The sequence below is a fragment of the Ruegeria sp. HKCCA5426 genome (assembly GCF_013034585.1).
Taxonomy (GTDB): domain Bacteria; phylum Pseudomonadota; class Alphaproteobacteria; order Rhodobacterales; family Rhodobacteraceae; genus Ruegeria.
In genome coordinates this window covers 43,860-61,282 of record NZ_WQGH01000010.1, presented here as the reverse complement: position 1 = coordinate 61,282, position 17,423 = coordinate 43,860, and the positions used below count along the sequence as shown (strand labels likewise).

Here is a 17,423-nt window from a genome sequence, read left to right as displayed (position 1 = left end):
GCAGTATCAGGTCCGCGGTGCCGAGGATGACCCTCCGCCCGCAGGATCACGGCCTCCGCTGGTGGACGAACTTCCGGTCGGATCGCTACCGCCGCCAGGTGTTGAACTTCCACCTGGATCACGGCCGCCGTCGGAAGTTGAGCTATCGCTCGGGTCACGCCCCCCGCCCGAGGTTGAGCTATCGCCCGGGTCACGCCCCCCGCCTGAGGTTGAGCTATCTTCAGGCTCACGCTCTTCACCGGTTGGCGAGCAGGGAACCGATGCCGTTCCAGCAACCGCCGAGTCATCGCACCCTCCGGGGGGCGGTGGCGGCGGTGGCAGGCAGGGCTGGTCCGGGTTCGCACCGCTGGGGCTGGCCCCGCCGGTACAACCGACAACGTCTCCGTATTTATTGAAAATAGGCTCGGGTTGGATCGGCTCTGGGACTTCTGTTTGACCACAGGCGGCGACTAACGCCAGACATGCAGTCGCAGCCCATAGTTTTGAGTATCTTTGCATTCACTTGTCCTTTTTCACGGGCCGACACACACCCGCACCGGCCCAAACCATCCAAAAAAGCGTACTCGTAACCCACTGTGAAATATGGAAAGTGCTGTCTCTCTTTCGGAACGCCGGAACTTTAGAATTGAAATCTGCGGACAAAAAGCCGCTAATCTGCATCAAGATCATGCAAATTTGCAGGACGTCTGAAAATGAACTGGGACAATCTGAAAGTGCTGTTAGCCATTAGTCGGGCGGGCTCTTTGACAGGCGCGGCACATTTCCTTGATGTGGACGCGACCACAATTGGCCGCCGGTTGACCGCGTTGGAACAAGAGCTTGGGGTGATCCTGTTTGTTCGCTCTAAGTCAGGGTTTGTGGCGACCGAAGCCGGGGCCATTGCAATCGAACGCGCGCTACAAATCGAAGCAAGCTATCACCGAATGACCGACGAAATCTCTCAATCACATGCCAACGCTGTAGGGATGATGCGGATAGTCGGGAATTCGTGGACAATGCAGCGCCTGGCCTTGTCAGGGATGGATCGTTTTCTTGCCGAAAATCCCGGATTGGACCTGAGGTTCATGACCCGTGCCGCAACAACGCGCATCTCGGGCGAGGCGTCAATTCAGATGTGGTTCGAAGTTCCGCCCGAATCTGCGGAATACACGGTCACACTGGGTCAGGTCCCTTACGCCGTTTACCACGCCGCCCACCTGCAAGAAGAACCCGCAAGCTGGGTTGCCTTTTTTGACGAAGAGGCCAGCCGCCCAATCATCAACCGCGCGGTCAGACGCCTGAGCAAACACGCCGAAAAAGTGAGATTAACCGCAACGGACGCCAGCGTGCTGGTCTCGGCCGTTGCTGCAGGGGCGGGTAAGGGGTTGCTGCCAATGTGCCTTGCCGAAGGGCGCGATGATCTGGTGCGTGTTGGCACAGGTCGTCCGGATTTCAGCCGCACCCTGTACCTTTATCTCAACCCGGATACTGTTGGGTACAAGCGCGTGCAGGTCACTGTTGAGTGGGTGCGCAAGGCGTTCAACGCCGCGTTTCTACCGAACACCTGAGCGTCGGCAGGGCCGCGCGTGGCAAGCATTTCTTCAGGAATTCGTCGTTCCGAGCACAGATACGGGTTTTACCTGCAGCTTACAGCTTCCTCGCATTGACCCCATGCTGCGCAGGCGCTAGGGCCATTGCGACGAAACGCAAGGAGATCCTTCATGTCCAACCCCTCGCTCCTCATCCTGCCCGGAGACGGTATTGGCCCCGAAGTCATGGCCGAAGTCCGCCGCATCATCGACTGGTTCGGCGCGAACCGCGGTCTGGCGTTCGACGTGAGCGAGGATCTGGTCGGCGGTGCCGCCTATGACGCCCATGGCAAGCCCCTGTCGGATGAGACCATGGCCAAGGCGCAAGAGGTCGACGCGGTATTGCTAGGCGCGGTTGGTGGCCCGAAATATGACGATCTGGATTTCAGCGTAAAACCTGAACGCGGCCTCCTGCGCCTGCGCAAGGAAATGGACCTGTTTTCCAACCTGCGCCCAGCTCAGTGCTTTGACGCGCTGGCTGATTTCTCATCGCTGAAGAAAGACATCGTCGCCGGTCTGGACATCATGATCGTGCGCGAACTGACATCGGGCGTCTATTTCGGCGTACCGCGCGGCATCTTCGAAGAAGGTAACGAACGCGTGGGCATCAACACCCAGCGCTACACCGAATCCGAGATCGAACGCGCCGCACGCTCGGCCTTTGAGCTGGCGATGCGCCGGAACAAAAAGCTGTGCTCGATGGAAAAAGCCAACGTCATGGAATCGGGCATCCTGTGGCGCGAGGTCGTGGACCGTGTGGCCGAGGATTACCCCGAGGTTGAGCTGACCCATATGTATGCCGACAATGGCGCAATGCAGTTGGTGCGCGCACCCAAGCAGTTTGATGTGATCGTCACCGACAACCTGTTCGGCGATATCCTGTCCGATTGCGCGGCAATGCTGACCGGCTCGTTGGGGATGCTGCCATCCGCTTCGTTGGGTGCACCGATGGCCAATGGCCGGCCCAAGGCAATGTACGAACCGGTCCACGGCTCGGCCCCTGATATCGCGGGTCAGGGCAAGGCGAACCCGATCGCCTGTATCCTGAGCTTTGCCATGGCGCTGCGCTATAGCTTTGACCAAGGGGATGAGGCCGATCGTCTGGAAGCCGCGATCGAGAAAGTTCTGGCCGATGGTATCCGCACCGCCGACTTGCTGGCCGAGGAAGGTGTGCAGCCTGTGTCGACTACCGAAATGGGTGACGCGATTCTGGCGACGCTGGACGAAACCGTCTGATCACGCGAGCATACAAATGCAAAAGGCGGTGCCCAGCGCACCGCCTTTTTCTTTGCCCGATCAATTGCCAAAGATATTATTCAACAGGTTGTTAATGGCGTTCTCGAACCCGTTGCCCTGCCTGCGGCGTTGCTGCCGGGGCTGCGCGGTTCGCACGGGCGGGTCCGGGGCCAGCATCGGCAAGGGCGTCGGCGTCATCCCTTCGGTCACGCGCAGCATGGTTTCCTTCCAGATTTCCGCAGGCAACCCGCCGCCGGTGACACCGGAAAGGGGCGTGTTGTCGTCATAACCCATCCAGACACCCGCCACGTAATCCGCCGTGAACCCGATAAACCACGCATCGCGCGCGGCCTGAGTCGTGCCGGTTTTACCCGCCACCTGCCAGCCCGGAAGCTGCGCCCGCGCGCCGGTGCCTTCCGAGACCACGCGCTCCATCATCCATGTCAGTTGCTTGGCCGCCTTGTCGTTGATGACGCGTTCTCCGATGCCGGTCGTCGTCACCATGACGGGCGTCTGGTCCCCCAGCAGCTTTAACTCGGTCAGACCATAAGGTTCCACGGACGAGCCACCGTTCAGGATACCCGCATAAGCGCCGGTCATCTCAATCAGCGTGCTTTCCGACGCGCCCAGGGCAAGGGCGGGACCTTCGGCCAGATCATTGGCGATCCCAAAACCGCTGGCGACAGTGCGGACGTTTTCAAGCCCCGCAACCTCGGCCACTTTGACGGCCGGGATGTTCAGCGAGTTCTTCAAGGCATCCGCAAGCGTGACCCTACCATAGAACTTGTTGGTATAGTTCTTTGGGCACCACTGACCCGAACCGGGAATATTGATGCAATAGGGCTCGTCCACCACCGTATCCAGCGGGGAATACCCAAGCTCCAACGCTGTCGCGTAGACGAAGGGTTTGAAGGATGATCCGGTCTGGCGCAACGCCTGTGTCGCGCGATTGAACGCACCTGATACACGCGTCTTGCGACCGCCGACCATGGCGCGCACAGCCCCATCTGCGGACATCACGACAATCGCGGCCTGCGCCTTGGACCCTTCGCGAACCTTTTCTTGAAAGATATATTGCAGCGCCTCTTCAGCCGATTTTTGCAGGCGCTGATCCAGAGTCGTCCGGATCACCACATCCTCGGTCGTGTTGCGGGTGAAGAACTCGGGCCCGCTGGCCATGACCCAATCGGCGAAATATCCGCCTGCACGCGCGGCGGCGGCTTCGGACAATTCTGCGGGGCGGGTGCGGGCTTCGCTGGCCTGCGCAGGGGAAAGATATCCCTGATCCTCCATCAAACCGACCACCATACGCGCCCGATCCTGCGAGCGTTGTAGGTTGTTCGTCGGCGCATACCGGGTCGGCGCGACCAGAAGACCCGCCAGCATCGCGGCCTCGGACGGAGATACTTCGGCGGCTGAAATCCCGAAATACCGCTGGCTGGCCGCCTCGAACCCTCGCGCGCCTGCGCCAAGGAACGCCCTGTTCAGATAGATGGTAAGGATTTCGTCCTTGGAGTATTTGACCTCCATCGCCATCGCGTAAACGGCTTCCTTGGCCTTGCGCCACAACGACCCCTTACGGCAATCAGCTTCATAGGCCGCCTCGGACTCCCATTCAGCCGGATCGTATGGAACGCCCAGACATAGCAACTTGGCCGTCTGCTGCGTGATGGTCGAACCGCCATGGCCCGACAGCGGCCCTCGGCCTTCGCTCAGGTTGATGCGCACGGCGCTGGCAACCCCGCGCGGGCTGACACCGAAATGGCGATAGAACCGCTTGTCCTCGGTCGCGATGACCGCGTGTTTAAGGTGCGGGGACACCGTATCAGCCGTAATGACACCGCCAAACTGATCACCGCGCCATGCAAACACCTTACCGTCGCGGTCCAGCATCGTGACCGACCCGCGCGCGCGGCCGTCCAAAAGCGAATCGACATCGGGCAGCGAGTTGTAGACAACGCCAATCGCCAGCGCCAGCAACAGCGCGCAAACGGCCCCCACGCGCCATGTCACACCCCAGATCATCCGCCACAGCCAGCGGAACATCCGGCGGAATATCCCTCCGCCGCCACCGGCCGATTTCTTGCGTGTTTTCTTGCGGGTGGGCTTTCGTGTGGTGGTTTTACGTGCGACAGCCTTCTTTCCCGCAGGTTTCGCGGTGCGTTTGGTCGCCTTGGGTTTACGGCCCTTGGACGGGTATCTTTTATCCGCCACCAAAGGAGTTTTGCGGCGCTTGGAATCTGTCATTTCCGAACTCTGCCCGGTTATCGTTTTGAGGCACCATACCCTGCAACACCTGTGAAGTTGAGGTCCGAATTTCCGGTAAATCCCTTCCTCACTTTGCACATTTTTTGGGCATTTATCTCAATCTGTGCAAAAATTGTGCACCTAGCTGCAAATTTCCCCAGCGTTCGGTCGCACTCAGCGTTCCTTAAAACCGTCAGCCGCGCTTTTTTGCTGCGAGTGCAAACAAGCCGGACAGACCGGGAAGCAGAGGGGATCAACGTGAAACTGATCATTGCGACAATCAAGCCGTTCAAGCTGGAGGAGGTGCGCGAGGCACTGACCGAAGCTGGCGTGCGCGGCATGATGGTGACCGAAATCAAGGGCTTCGGCTCGCAATCGGGTCACACAGAAATCTATCGCGGTGCGGAATATGCCGTGAACTTCGTACCCAAGATCAAGCTGGAAATCGTGGTGCCCGCTGCGATGGCCGACCAGATCGTCGAGACCATCACCAAAACCGCCAAGACCGGCAAGATCGGTGACGGCAAGATTTTCGTCCTCGATGTCGAGCAGGCCCTGCGCGTGCGGACCGGGGAAACCAACGAAGAGGCGCTGTAAGCGCCCCCACTCACAATCATTCGAGGACTGACAATGAACCTGATGAAATCTCTCATCCCTGCTGCCGCGATCGTCGCGCTGCCGCAGATGGGTCTGGCGCAAGAGGCCGCCGACGGCGAAGCCGCGCTCCATACCCAGTATATCTTCACCACGCTGCTGTTCCTGATGGCAGGGTTCCTGGTCTTCTTCATGGCGGCAGGTTTTGCCATGCTTGAAGGCGGTCTGGTGCGCTCCAAGAACGTGGCCATGCAGATGATCAAGAACGTGGCGCTGTTTTCCATTGCCGCGATCATGTACTGGCTGGTTGGCTTCAAAACGATGTATCCGGGCGACTTCAATGGTTTCTTTGCCATTGGCGGCCCAACCGTGCTTGACCCGGTCGGCGTCGACCCTGCCGAGGCTGCTTTGGACTATGCCTCGATCGGATCGGACTTCTTCTTCCAGTTGGTCTTTGTGGCTGCAACCGCCTCCATCGTGTCAGGTGCCGTTGCCGAACGGATCAAGCTGTTCCCCTTCCTGATCTTCGTCGTTGTACTGACCGGTATCATGTACCCGATCTCAGGTTCCTGGCAGTGGGGCGGCGGCTGGCTGTCTGAAGCTGGCTTCTCGGATTTCGCTGGCTCGACCGTCGTACACTCGGTCGGTGGCTGGGCAGCGCTGGCAGGCGCGATCATCCTTGGTCCGCGGATCGGCAAATACAAGGACGGCAAGGTCCACCCGATGCCCGGTTCGAACCTGGCACTGGCAACCCTGGGTACGTTCATCCTGTGGCTGGGTTGGTTCGGCTTCAACGGCGGCTCGCAGCTTGCGATGGGCACTGTGGGCGACGTAACAGACGTCTCGCGTATCTTCGCCAACACCAACATGGCCGCCGCTTCAGGCGCTGTTACAGCCCTGATCCTGACACAACTGCTGTACAAAAAGCCTGACCTGACCATGGTGCTGAACGGTGCGCTGGCCGGTCTGGTTTCGATCACAGCCGAACCTCTGGCCCCGACCCTGTTCGGCGCGCTGTGGATCGGTGCCGTCGGTGGTATCATCGTGGTCTTCGCGGTTCCGATGCTGGACAAGTTCAAGATCGACGACGTTGTCGGCGCGATCCCGGTTCACCTGTTCGCAGGCATCTGGGGCACCATCGCCGTGATCTTCTACGGCGAAGCATCCTTGGGCACCCAGCTTCTCGGTATCGCAGCCTACGGCGTGTTCACCTTTGTCGGCGCGCTGATCCTGTGGAGCATCCTGAAAGCCGTTGTCGGCATTCGCGTCAGCGAAGAGGACGAGATCAACGGCCTCGACATGGCAGAGCTGGGGATGGAAGCATACCCCGAATTCTCCAAAGGCTAAGACCTGAGTTCACCACTCAAAGGCCGGGCGTTCGCGCCCGGCCTTTTCTTTTGGAATTGGCCAAAAACAAAAAAGCCGCGCAATCCTGCGCGGCTTTAACGGTTGTGATGGATAACTCAAACGCCGACGTCGACAATCGCCTGTGCCAGAATCGGCACCGTGTTGGCGTTCAGACCCGCAATGTTCAAACGGCTGTCGCCGACCATATAGATGCCGTGATCAGCACGCAGCTTCTCGACCAGTTCCGGGGCTGCGCCAAGGCGCGAGAACATGCCGCGATGCTGGGCGACAAAGCCAAACCGGTCGGACCCGCTCAGTCTTTGCAGCTCGTCGGCCAGTTGTTGGCGCAGACCCAGCATAGACAGGCGAACCTCTTCCAGCTCGGCCGCCCAATCCGCGCGCAAGGCGTCGTCATTCAGGATCGTCGTCACAACCCGCGCCCCGTGATCGGGCGGGAAGGAATAGTTCTGGCGGTTCAGAAAGGCCAGCGTCGACTGGTTCAGCGCCGTCTGCGCCGCATCATCGCTGATTGCCATCAACAGCCCGGTGCGTTCGCGATATACGCCGAAGTTCTTGGAACAAGACGCCGCGATCAGGCAACGCTTGACCGACGAGGCAACAAGGCGGGTAGCCTGCGCATCTTCCTCAAGACCATCACCAAAGCCCTGATAGGCGATGTCGATCATCGCGACGAGGCCAAGCTCGTTGATGATGTTAACGACCTCTTGCCACTGAACCATGTTCAGATTGGCTCCGGTCGGGTTGTGGCAGCAGCCATGCAGCAGAACCACGTCGCCCGCCTTGGCCGTTTTCAGGTCTTCGACCATGCCATCGAAATCAACGCCTCGGGTCTCACCATCGAAATAGCGGTACGGGACGGTCTCCATCCCCAGATAGTTCAGGATCGACAGGTGGTTCGGCCATGTTGGATTCGACACAAAGACGCGCGCCGAAGGGTTGGCCATGCGGATCATCTCGAACGCTTGCCGACACGCGCCAGTGCCGCCAGGCGTCGCCACAGCCGCGATGTTGCCACGCGGAACCGAGGTGCCAAGGATCAGGCCGATCATCGCATCCGCAAAAGCCGGATCGCCCGCCAGACCGGTATAGGCCTTGCTCTCCTGCTCTTCCAGAATGCGCTTTTCAGCCGCTTTCACCGCGCGCATGACCGGGGTCACGCCTTCAGCATTCTTGTAGACGCCAACACCTAGGTCGATCTTTTGATCGCGCGGGTCTTCGCGGTACATCTGCATCAGCGCCAGGATCTTATCGGCGGGCTGCGGTTTGAGGTTTTCGAACATCAGGTCTCTCCGGTTGCGACGGGCAGGGTGGGGAACGCACCCCATTCAGCCCAGGAGCCGTCATAAAGCGAATGGTCTTTTTTGCCCAAGCGTTCCAACGCAAGGCTGAGGATCGCGGCAGTTACACCCGACCCGCATGAGGTAATGGCGGGTTTCGACAGGTCCACGCCAGCGGCCTCGAACACGGTGCGGCATTCATCGGGCGACTTCATCGTGCCGTTCTTGTTCAGCAGCGTATCAAACGGCACATTGCGCGAGCCTGGAATATGACCCGAACGCAAGCCTTCACGCGGCTCGGCGCTTGTCCCTGCAAATCGGGCGGCAGAGCGTGCATCAATGATCTCGTGATCGGCCAACTTCGCCGCAGCAGACACTTGGGTAACATCTCGCACCAAATGGTTTTGCACGCGCACCGTCATGTGGCGGTCACGAATGACCGGAGGAAGGTCTTCGATCTCGCGCCCTTCAGCCTGCCATTTGGGGAAACCGCCATCCAGAACAGCGATGTTTTCCTGACCCATCAGACGGAACAGCCACCAGACCCGCGCGGCGGACATCAACCCGGCGCCATCATAGACCACCACCTGATGACCATCCCCAACCCCCATCGCCCGCAGGCGCGACATGAACTTTTCAACCGGGGGCGCCATGTGCGGCAGATCCGAGCGACGATCCGAGATCTCGTCAATGTCAAAGAACCGCGCGCCGGGAATATGGGCCGCGTCGTACTCGGCCTTTGCATCCCGCCCTTGCTGCGGCAAATACCATGAACCGTCCAGAACCCGCAGGTCCGGGTCCTTGAGATGGGCTGCAAGCCATTCGGTTGAAACGAGGGTTTTCGGATCGTCCTGCATCAAAGCCTCCCCAAAGCGAGCTTGGGTTTTCCCTATACGCGCAGGGTTGCGGGTTCAAGGCTGGATAAGGTCGCGGGTCCGCTTATCCGGCCTGACCATAGTGGTGCATGTTCAGAAATGCGGCACCCTCATCACCCGCCCGATAACCATGGGGAATGTCTGCAGCAAAGCGCAGGCCCTGTCCGGCTTGCAACGGCACCCATTCCGCGTCGCGCAAGATTTCCAATGCACCTTTCAGCACGAACACTTCCTCGGTCACGCCGGCGGCATGGGCGGCGGATTCGTGGCTCTGGTTCGGTGCAAGATCGACATGGAAGGTTTCCGCGCCAAGTGCGGGGTCATAGGGGAAGACGATCTTGACCTCGATGCTGCCAGGAAAGGTCACTGTGCGGAACAGGCTGGAATCGGCAGGGTCGCGCAGCGCCGACGACCCGATCAAAGCACTAAGTGGCAGTTGGAATCCTTTGGCGATCTTCCACAGGGTCGCGATGGTCGGGCTGGATTCGCCCCGCTCGATCTGGCCCAGCATGGCCTTGCTGACGCCTGTCATCTCGGCCACCTTGGACAGGCTCAGCCCCGAGGCCGCGCGCACATCCCGCAGTTTCAGCGTTATATCATCCGGTGCCATATCGTTCGTCTTTCGAATCCTCTTGTGCGTTATAGCGCACATGTGTTACGTGCGCTATAACGCACACACCCCGCCATCGCAACCGGGGCATAAGGGAAACAGCATCATGCCAATGTACCGATCCAGAACCTCTACCCATGGCCGCAACATGGCCGGTGCCCGCGGTCTGTGGCGCGCCACCGGGATGCAGGATGACGATTTCGGCAAGCCGATCATCGCAATCGTCAACTCGTTCACGCAGTTTGTGCCGGGCCACGTTCACCTGAAGGACCTCGGCCAGATGGTTGCCCGCGAGGTCGAGGCCGCCGGTGGTGTCGCCAAAGAGTTCAACACCATCGCCGTGGATGACGGGATCGCCATGGGCCATGACGGCATGCTGTATTCGCTTCCCTCACGAGAGGTGATCGCAGATTCGGTCGAATACATGGTCAACGCGCATTGTGCCGATGCGATGGTATGCATCTCGAATTGCGACAAGATCACGCCGGGTATGCTGATGGCTGCCATGCGCCTGAACATCCCCGCGATCTTTGTCTCGGGCGGGCCGATGGAGGCCGGAAAGATCGACATCGCCGATCTGGATGTGAAAAAGATCGACCTTGTGGACGCGATGGTCGCCGCGGCCGACGACAAGTACACCGACGAACAGGTCCAGCATATCGAGGAAAACGCCTGCCCGACCTGTGGGTCGTGCTCGGGCATGTTCACCGCGAACTCGATGAACTGTCTGGCCGAGGCGCTGGGTCTGGCCCTGCCGGGCAATGGGTCCACGCTGGCCACGCACTCAGACCGCAAAGAGCTGTTCCTTGAGGCCGGTCGCCGCATCGTCGAGATCACCAAGCGCCACTATGATCTGGATGAAAAGGGCTTCCTGCCCCGCGAAATCGCCACATTTGATGCGTTCGAGAACGCCATGTCGCTGGACATCGCCATGGGCGGGTCCACCAACACCGTGCTGCACCTGCTGGCCATCGCGCATGAGGGCGAGGTGCACTTCACCATGTCCGATATGGACCGACTCAGCCGCGAAGTACCCTGTTTGTGCAAGGTCGCGCCGAACACAGAGAACGTGCATATGGAAGACGTTCACCGCGCGGGCGGCATCTTCTCGATCCTCGGCGAACTCAGCCGCGCCGGTCTGCTGCACGATGATTGTAGCACCGTGCATTCGGCAACGATGGGTGAAGCAATTGCCAATTGGGATATTAAGGTCGCCAACAACCCCAAGGCGCAGGATTTGTTCAAGGCCGCGCCGGGTGGCGTCCGCACCACGCAGGCGTTCAGCCAGTCGAACCGCTACAAAGAGCTGGACACCGACCGCGAAGGCGGCGTGATCCGGTCCAAGGAACACGCGTTCAGTCAGGATGGAGGTCTGGCGGTGCTGTTCGGCAACATCGCGCGCGACGGCTGTATCGTGAAAACCGCCGGTGTGGACCCTGCCAGCCTGACCTTCACCGGCTCGGCCTATGTCTGCGAAAGCCAGGATCAGGCGGTGAACGACATCCTGACCGGCAAAGTGAAAGAGGGCGACGTGGTCGTTATCCGGTACGAAGGCCCGCGCGGTGGCCCGGGGATGCAGGAAATGCTGTACCCGACCTCGTATCTGAAATCCAAGGGGCTGGGCAAAGCTTGCGCGCTGCTGACCGACGGGCGGTTTTCGGGTGGCACCTCGGGCCTTTCGATCGGCCACGTCTCGCCCGAAGCGGCCGAAGGTGGCGTCATCGGTCTGGTGCATCAGGGCGACAAGATCGAGATCGACATCCCCAACCGCTCGATCCATCTGGCGGTGTCCGACGAAGAACTGGCCGCGCGCCGGGAAGAACAGGACGAAAAAGGCTGGGAACCTGCCGCCGCACGCAAACGCAAGGTGTCCACGGCACTGAAGGCCTATGCCAAACTGACGACAAGTGCGGCTAAGGGAGCTGTGCGCCAGTTGTGACTGTGTTAACCCGGCGCGCGATTATGACGGGCCGGGTTTTCCAACCACCCAAACCCTCCCGCGCCCGAACTACGCCATCGGCTGCGCCGATACCCCGTTCAGTCTTGGGCCCGGCGCCGCGCGGTGCGCGGCGCCGGGCCCAACCAGAGGAGATGTCTTGTCAGAGACATTGATGATGGGCGGGAGAACCTGCCCTTACTCAGTCGCCAAGTTTGGCATGAACCTCATCCAGATCAATTTCACCAATTGGCATCTTGTTAGCCGGGTTCTCAAAATCATACCGGAACAGCTCGAAATCCTGCTTGTAGATTTCGTAGACCAAGTGCATCGAGAGGTCGTCAAAATAGTCTGCAACCGGATGCGCGCGCTTTGGGCCATGCCCCTCAGATTCGTTGAAGCGCGGGATTGTGGACAGCTCCACATTATGCGGCGTATCCAGATGGTTCAGGACATCCTGCATTCCGTCGTTGAACGCTTCGGTCCAGAAAATCTTGTCATACCGTCCGCCATTCACGATGAAGGTTGAGACATGGCCCGACATGGCGGACCAATGAATGTCGGGGTCCATCGGCCTGCGCCACCGGATCGTGTCGCGCGCGAACAAAAGAAACCGACGGAAGCTGGCGATCTGATCGAACTCACCCTTGCCGTCATCGCCGCCAACCTCGATCCCGTAATTGTAGATCAGCGTCGGCACCAGATTGCCCCGGTACCGTTTGCCGTTTCGCTGAATGCCGCAGATCTTGTCAAAAAAGGAGCTGAGGATACGCGTGTAAGGATTGCGGACACAGGTGAAGGTATAAGACGAGTGGTTTCGGATATTTTGGGAAATCACATCCTGACTGTTCTCGAACGCCCATTTGTGCATTCCGTCATCTGCGTCGTGAATATCACCATCAAAGAACCGACCATGATCCGAATAATACATGATCTGTCCAATGGTTGAGCAGGCGCATTTCGGCACAACCCGATACACCATGCTTTCGCTCTCGGTCATCCATGTGCCGGGAAAACCCATCTGCTTTGCCTCCTCCGCGTGTCAGAACCTAAAATTTCTGCCCGCTTTTGAGATCAAAAAACCAAAAATATTATGTTTATTCAATCGCTCATCCTCAGTATCACGGTTGGAAACGGGCAGAAACGGAATTCACAGAACTGAAATGGCCAGGATTGCCTATATATTGCTGTGCCACAAAGACCCCGAGGCCATCATTGCACAAGCCGAGCAATTGACCGCCGCTGGGGATTGCATGGCCATTCACTTCGACGCACGCGCCAGCGCCGCGGCCTATGCCCAAATTCGGGACGCTCTTGCGCACAACGCAAACGTCACTTTCGCAACCAAGCGGATCAGATGTGGCTGGGGAGAGTGGTCTTTGGTTCAGGCCACCCTGCACGCCATCGAAGCGGCGGTGGATGCATTTCCTCGTGCAACGCATTTCTACATGCTGTCGGGCGACTGCATGGCAATCAAGACGGCGGAATACGCACATCGTTTTCTGGACGAGCGCGACATGGATTTCATCGAAAGCCATGACTTCTTTGAAAGCAAGTGGATCAAGACCGGGATGAAAGAAGACCGGCTGATCTATCGGCATTACTTCAACGAAAGAACACAAAGCCGGTGGTTCTATGCCGCTTACGAACTGCAAAAGCGGTTTGGTTTGACACGCGACGTTCCCGACGACATTCAGGTCATGATCGGCAGCCAGTGGTGGTGCCTGCGCCGCCGGACGATCGAGATGATTCTGGAATTCCTGAAGAAGCGCCCGGATGTGATCCGCTTTTTCTCAACCACCTGGATTCCGGATGAGACTTTCTTTCAGACCCTGGTTCGCCATCTTGTTTCGAAAGAAGAAATCGAGAACCGCACGCCCACATTCCTGATGTTCTCGGACTATGGAATGCCGGTTACGTTTTACAACGACCATTATGATATGTTGCTGGGGCAGGATTATCTGTTTGCCCGCAAGATCAGCTCTGAAGCTCATGATCTGAAAGACAGGTTGGGCAAACTCTATGCCACCGAAGGCGTCACGTTCCGGATAACGGATGAAGGGCGAAACCTGCACAGGTTCCTGACCGGGCGCGGCCGCGTTGGACGCCGGTATGGTCAACGGTTCTGGGAGGCGGGCAATACCCTTGGACCAAACCGCGAAGTTTATCTGATCGTCTGTAAGAAATGGCATGTCGCCAAACGGCTCGTCGATCAGATCATGTCCGAGACAGACATCCCCTGTATCGAATACCTGTTTAATGAAGAAGACACGGCCCTGCCCGATCTGGGCGGCATAGAAACCACGCTGGGAAAACGGTCTCGGCACCGGCGCGCGGTCGTGCGTTTGCTGTTCGACAATTTCGAAACGGACAAGCTGGTTATTTGCGTCGATCCCGCCAACCTTGAGATCATTGAGGATTTTTATGCCGACCAGTCCCATGCGCATGTGTTGGAGATTGATTGCGCGTATTCAGATGCTTACTTGATCGGCCACGCCCGACGCATAGGTCTGGCTGGTGAGAACAGCCCCGACGAGACCGTAGCCGAACTTGTGCCAACCCTACGCAACGCGCTTGCCTACGAATCCGAGTTGATACAGGGGGCCGGTCTTGGCAGTTACCAGCGTATTCGGGAAACCGATACTCCTGCAGAAAAGGAAGCGGCAATTACAGCGTTTTTGGGTGTCTCACCAGACAAGGCCCGGGCAATCTTGCAGTTGGACTACCTGTTCGCCGATTGAAAAACCGGCGACGCTTGGGGCATCGCCGGTCTGGATGTTCAGATGTCGAACTTGACGCCCTGCGCCAGCGGCAATTCAGCCGAGTAGTTAATCGTATTGGTCTGGCGCCGCATATAGGCCTTCCACGCGTCAGAGCCGCTTTCGCGCCCGCCTCCTGTTTCTTTCTCACCGCCAAAGGCACCGCCGATCTCGGCCCCCGACGGCCCGATATTGACGTTGGCGATTCCGCAATCCGATCCGGCTGCGGTCAGGAATTGCTCGGCCTCGCGCATGTTTAGGGTGAACACGCAGGACGACAGGCCTTGCGGCACGTCGTTCTGGATGTCGATGGCGTCGTCGAAATCGTCATAGCCCATCACATAAAGGATCGGCGCAAAAGTCTCGGTTTTCACGGTCGCCGTCTGGCCGGGCATCTCAACGATGGCGGGTTGCATATAGACGCCATCCGGCACACCGTCGGTCACACGCTGGCCTCCGAATACCGCACCGCCCTCAGCTTTGGCCGATTCCAAAGCAGCGATCATGGCCGCGCCGGATGCCTCATCGACCAGTGGGCCGATCAAAGTGCCCTCGGTCAGCGGGTTGCCGATAGGCAGACCGGCATAGGCCCTTTTCAGGCGGCCCACCAGCTCCTCACGGATCGAGTTATGCACGATCAGGCGGCGCAGCGTGGTGCAGCGCTGACCAGCCGTACCCACAGCCGAGAACACAATCGCGCGCACCGCCATTTCCAGATCGGCCGAGGGGCCAACGATCATCGCGTTGTTGCCGCCCAGTTCCAGAATGCACTTACCAAAGCGGGATGCCACCACGGGAGCAACCGCGCGGCCCATGCGGGTGGAACCGGTGGCCGAAATCACCGGCACATCCTCGCTGGCCACCAGCGCCTCGCCCAGCGCGGCACCGCCGATCAGGGTTTGCAGCAGGTGGTCGGGCGCATCGCCGAAACGGGCCAGTGCGCGTTCAAAGATCTTCTGGCAGGCCATCGCGGTCAGCGGCGTCTTTTCGGACGGTTTCCAGATCACCGTATCGCCGCAGACCAGTGCAATCGCCGCGTTCCACGACCAGACCGCAACCGGGAAGTTGAAGGCCGAGATCACGCCGACCGGCCCCGCCGGGTGCCATGTCTCCATCATCCGGTGGCCGGGGCGTTCAGAAGCGATGGTCAGGCCATAAAGCTGCCGCGACAGACCTACGGCAAAGTCGCAGATGTCGATCATCTCTTGCACCTCGCCCAGCCCTTCGGAGGTGATCTTGCCCGCCTCCCAACTGACCAGCGCGCCCAGATCTTCTTTGGCGGCACGTAGTTCCTCGCCCAGCAGGCGGATCAACTCGCCCCGGCGCGGGGCGGGTACAGTACGCCAGGCTTTGAATGCAGTTTTGGCATTGGCAAACACCGTCTCCATGTCGCCCGCCGGGGTTTCATGCACCTCAGCCAGCAGGCTGCCGTCGATGGGGGAATGCACCGGCAGAGTGCCGCCGGTCAGCTCAGCCGCTGTCAGGTCCAGATTGGCAAGGGTTGTTTGCGCAGTCATCACGATGTCTTTCATATCTCAGGCCGCCTTGTTCTGTGGGGTTGCGTCGCCAGCGCGGTAAAGCTGGCCAAATTCGGTGTTCAGGAAATCAGACAGGGCCACCTGTTCCTGCCGGACAAAGCCCTTGGCAGGCAGCGCGCCCGTGCGCATCAGATCGACCACACCCAGCACACCTGCGGCGGTGGTGACTTGAATGGCGCTCCAGACCTGTCCGTTGATCTTGCGGGCATAGCTTTTGTTGATCAGGGACTTCTCGCGCAAGCTTCCGTCGATCATGCCTTTTGCGGTGCAATAGACCAGCACCACGTCTTGATCCGTGCGCGGAAGGGCGGTCTCGAAAATATCCTTGAGCAGATCGCGGCGACGCTCAAGCCCCAGATCCTTGAGCAGCAGCTTCAGAATATCGCAATGGCCGGGATACCGGATCGAGCGATAGGATACTGCCCGCGCCTTGCCGTCCAGCGTTTCGGGTAATGTGCCCAAGCCACCCGAGGTGTTGAAACACTCATATTCCACCCCGTCATGGCCCAGCACCTCGTAATCTTCTAGCGGCGCAGTCTTGACCCGGTCGCCGTTCACGATGGCATCGCAGGGGTTGCAGTATTCGTTGATCAGCCCGTCGGTGGACCATGTCAGATTGTATTTCAGCGCATTGGTCGGATAAAGCGGTAAAGCACCAACCCGCATGTGCAAACTGTCCAACTCATCAAACTCTGACGCCAGCGCTGCCCCGGCGATTCCGACAAACCCGGGTGCCAGACCACATTGCGGCATGAATGCTGTTGCGCTGTCTTTGGCCAATTCGCGCACGGCATTGGTGGCCGCAACATCCTCGGTCAGGTCAAAGTAATGTGCGCCTGCAGCCTTGGCGGCATTGGCGATTTGCGGGGTCAGAAAAAACGGAGCGGCCGAGATGACGGCATCAAAGCCGGTCAGCGCCTTGGCCAATTGCGCCGCGTTGCTGACGTCGATCTGCCGGGTCGCAATGCCTTGGCGGTTCAGAACCGACAGGGCTGACAGATCACGATCCGCAACCGTGACCGAGTAATTGGACGAAGATTTTAGCAGGGTCGCGATCATCTGACCGATCTTGCCTGCTCCGATAACACAGATATTCCAGCTCAAAACGCGCCTCCTCTTTCGTTTTCTGAAAGTATGACGGGCCGCTTGTCCGGCTCGCAGGGGTTATCTTGTCGGAAACACGGAATGATCCGTCATAGTGTCGGAGTTTTCATCATGGTGACGAAATCTTGGCGCCATCCGCCGCGACCGACCCCTATTGCGTGTTGTGACCTGAGCGCAATCAACCATTGGCCCCCGTGCCGCTGGCAGGGGGCGCCACCCCAACTGGATCAGTGATTTTCGTCAACAAATACGATAATGTGCGCTCTATTGGGCCGGTATTGCGCACTAATTCCTTGCAAACTCCAGCCCAT

14 protein-coding genes are annotated in these 17,423 nt (G+C 59.1%); 6 read left to right on the top strand and 8 right to left on the bottom strand.

Annotated elements, in window-relative coordinates; all coding sequences use genetic code 11:
- Positions 1-6 precede the first annotated feature (6 nt).
- The gene (locus GOV87_RS16105; protein ID WP_171212457.1) at positions 7-498 is read right to left on the bottom strand and encodes a hypothetical protein; all 492 of its coding nucleotides are present in this window, start codon (positions 496-498) and stop codon (positions 7-9) included.
- A gap of 194 nt (positions 499-692) precedes the next feature.
- Here GOV87_RS16105 and GOV87_RS16100 point away from each other — a divergent pair, with 194 nt between their 5' ends.
- Both GOV87_RS16100 and leuB read left to right on the top strand, forming a co-directional pair.
- Positions 693-1,547: a LysR family transcriptional regulator gene (locus GOV87_RS16100; protein ID WP_171212456.1), complete on the top strand. Its 855-nt coding sequence runs from the start codon at positions 693-695 to the stop codon at positions 1,545-1,547.
- A 153-nt stretch (positions 1,548-1,700) separates the two neighbouring features.
- Positions 1,701-2,804 carry a 3-isopropylmalate dehydrogenase gene (gene leuB / locus GOV87_RS16095; protein ID WP_171212455.1) on the top strand — a complete coding sequence of 368 codons (1,104 nt, stop codon included), beginning with the start codon at positions 1,701-1,703 and terminating at the stop codon, positions 2,802-2,804.
- Positions 2,805-2,864: 60 nt separating this feature from the next.
- Here leuB and GOV87_RS16090 read toward each other — a convergent pair whose 3' ends face one another.
- A complete protein-coding gene (locus GOV87_RS16090) occupies positions 2,865-5,051 on the bottom strand; it encodes a transglycosylase domain-containing protein (protein WP_171212454.1) in 2,187 nt (728 codons plus the stop codon).
- Positions 5,052-5,309: 258 nt separating this feature from the next.
- On the opposite strand from GOV87_RS16090, the gene GOV87_RS16080 reads away from it, so the two are divergent.
- Positions 5,310-5,648, top strand: a complete 339-nt coding sequence (locus GOV87_RS16080; protein WP_171125856.1) for a P-II family nitrogen regulator — start codon at positions 5,310-5,312, stop codon at positions 5,646-5,648.
- A 33-nt stretch (positions 5,649-5,681) separates the two neighbouring features.
- Entirely contained in the window at positions 5,682-6,992 is a 1,311-nt protein-coding gene (locus tag GOV87_RS16075) for an ammonium transporter (RefSeq protein WP_171212453.1), read from the top strand.
- Between the two features lie 116 nt (positions 6,993-7,108).
- Here GOV87_RS16075 and GOV87_RS16070 read toward each other — a convergent pair whose 3' ends face one another.
- The 3 genes from GOV87_RS16070 to GOV87_RS16060 all read right to left on the bottom strand — a co-directional run bounded on the left by GOV87_RS16070 (position 7,109) and on the right by GOV87_RS16060 (position 9,775).
- Entirely contained in the window at positions 7,109-8,293 is a 1,185-nt protein-coding gene (locus GOV87_RS16070; RefSeq protein WP_171212452.1) for an amino acid aminotransferase, read from the bottom strand.
- Complete coding sequence (gene sseA / locus GOV87_RS16065; protein WP_171212451.1) at positions 8,293-9,147, bottom strand: 3-mercaptopyruvate sulfurtransferase; 855 nt, start codon at positions 9,145-9,147, stop codon at positions 8,293-8,295. Before sseA ends, GOV87_RS16070 begins: the two co-directional genes overlap by 1 nt.
- An 82-nt stretch (positions 9,148-9,229) precedes the next feature.
- A complete protein-coding gene (locus GOV87_RS16060; RefSeq protein WP_171125850.1) occupies positions 9,230-9,775 on the bottom strand; it encodes a helix-turn-helix domain-containing protein in 546 nt (181 codons plus the stop codon).
- A 106-nt stretch (positions 9,776-9,881) separates the two neighbouring features.
- On the opposite strand from GOV87_RS16060, the gene ilvD reads away from it, so the two are divergent.
- Positions 9,882-11,714 carry a dihydroxy-acid dehydratase gene (ilvD, locus tag GOV87_RS16055; protein ID WP_171126640.1) on the top strand — a complete coding sequence of 611 codons (1,833 nt, stop codon included), beginning with the start codon at positions 9,882-9,884 and terminating at the stop codon, positions 11,712-11,714.
- Positions 11,715-11,913: 199 nt separating this feature from the next.
- Here ilvD and GOV87_RS16050 read toward each other — a convergent pair whose 3' ends face one another.
- Positions 11,914-12,732, bottom strand: coding sequence for a sulfotransferase family protein (locus GOV87_RS16050; RefSeq protein ID WP_171125846.1), 819 nt, complete (start codon positions 12,730-12,732; stop codon positions 11,914-11,916).
- Between the two features lie 142 nt (positions 12,733-12,874).
- On the opposite strand from GOV87_RS16050, the gene GOV87_RS16045 reads away from it, so the two are divergent.
- Positions 12,875-14,452 (top strand): DUF5928 domain-containing protein, encoded by a 1,578-nt coding sequence (locus GOV87_RS16045; RefSeq protein ID WP_171212450.1) that lies wholly within the window; start codon positions 12,875-12,877, stop codon positions 14,450-14,452.
- Positions 14,453-14,490: 38 nt separating this feature from the next.
- Here the strand turns inward: GOV87_RS16045 and GOV87_RS16040 are convergent, their stop codons facing one another.
- Both GOV87_RS16040 and GOV87_RS16035 read right to left on the bottom strand, forming a co-directional pair.
- Positions 14,491-15,987 carry an aldehyde dehydrogenase family protein gene (locus GOV87_RS16040; RefSeq protein ID WP_171212449.1) on the bottom strand — a complete coding sequence of 499 codons (1,497 nt, stop codon included), beginning with the start codon at positions 15,985-15,987 and terminating at the stop codon, positions 14,491-14,493.
- Between the two features lie 18 nt (positions 15,988-16,005).
- Complete coding sequence (locus GOV87_RS16035; RefSeq protein ID WP_171212448.1) at positions 16,006-17,112, bottom strand: saccharopine dehydrogenase family protein; 1,107 nt, start codon at positions 17,110-17,112, stop codon at positions 16,006-16,008.
- Positions 17,113-17,423 lie beyond the last annotated feature (311 nt).

What these genes read in the sequence shown, in the direction of transcription:
- GOV87_RS16105 (WP_171212457.1), bottom strand. Translation starts at nt 498, where the DNA reads ATGCAAAGATACTCAAAACTATGGGCTGCGACTGCATGTCTGGCGTTA.
- GOV87_RS16075 (WP_171212453.1), top strand. Translation starts at nt 5,682, where the DNA reads ATGAACCTGATGAAATCTCTCATCCCTGCTGCCGCGATCGTCGCGCTG.
- GOV87_RS16100 (WP_171212456.1), top strand. Translation starts at nt 693, where the DNA reads ATGAACTGGGACAATCTGAAAGTGCTGTTAGCCATTAGTCGGGCGGGC.
- GOV87_RS16040 (WP_171212449.1), bottom strand. Translation starts at nt 15,987, where the DNA reads ATGACTGCGCAAACAACCCTTGCCAATCTGGACCTGACAGCGGCTGAG.
- leuB (WP_171212455.1), top strand. Translation starts at nt 1,701, where the DNA reads ATGTCCAACCCCTCGCTCCTCATCCTGCCCGGAGACGGTATTGGCCCC.
- sseA (WP_171212451.1), bottom strand. Translation starts at nt 9,147, where the DNA reads ATGCAGGACGATCCGAAAACCCTCGTTTCAACCGAATGGCTTGCAGCC.
- GOV87_RS16050 (WP_171125846.1), bottom strand. Translation starts at nt 12,732, where the DNA reads ATGGGTTTTCCCGGCACATGGATGACCGAGAGCGAAAGCATGGTGTAT.
- GOV87_RS16060 (WP_171125850.1), bottom strand. Translation starts at nt 9,775, where the DNA reads ATGGCACCGGATGATATAACGCTGAAACTGCGGGATGTGCGCGCGGCC.
- GOV87_RS16070 (WP_171212452.1), bottom strand. Translation starts at nt 8,293, where the DNA reads ATGTTCGAAAACCTCAAACCGCAGCCCGCCGATAAGATCCTGGCGCTG.
- ilvD (WP_171126640.1), top strand. Translation starts at nt 9,882, where the DNA reads ATGCCAATGTACCGATCCAGAACCTCTACCCATGGCCGCAACATGGCC.
- GOV87_RS16090 (WP_171212454.1), bottom strand. Translation starts at nt 5,051, where the DNA reads ATGACAGATTCCAAGCGCCGCAAAACTCCTTTGGTGGCGGATAAAAGA.
- GOV87_RS16045 (WP_171212450.1), top strand. Translation starts at nt 12,875, where the DNA reads ATGGCCAGGATTGCCTATATATTGCTGTGCCACAAAGACCCCGAGGCC.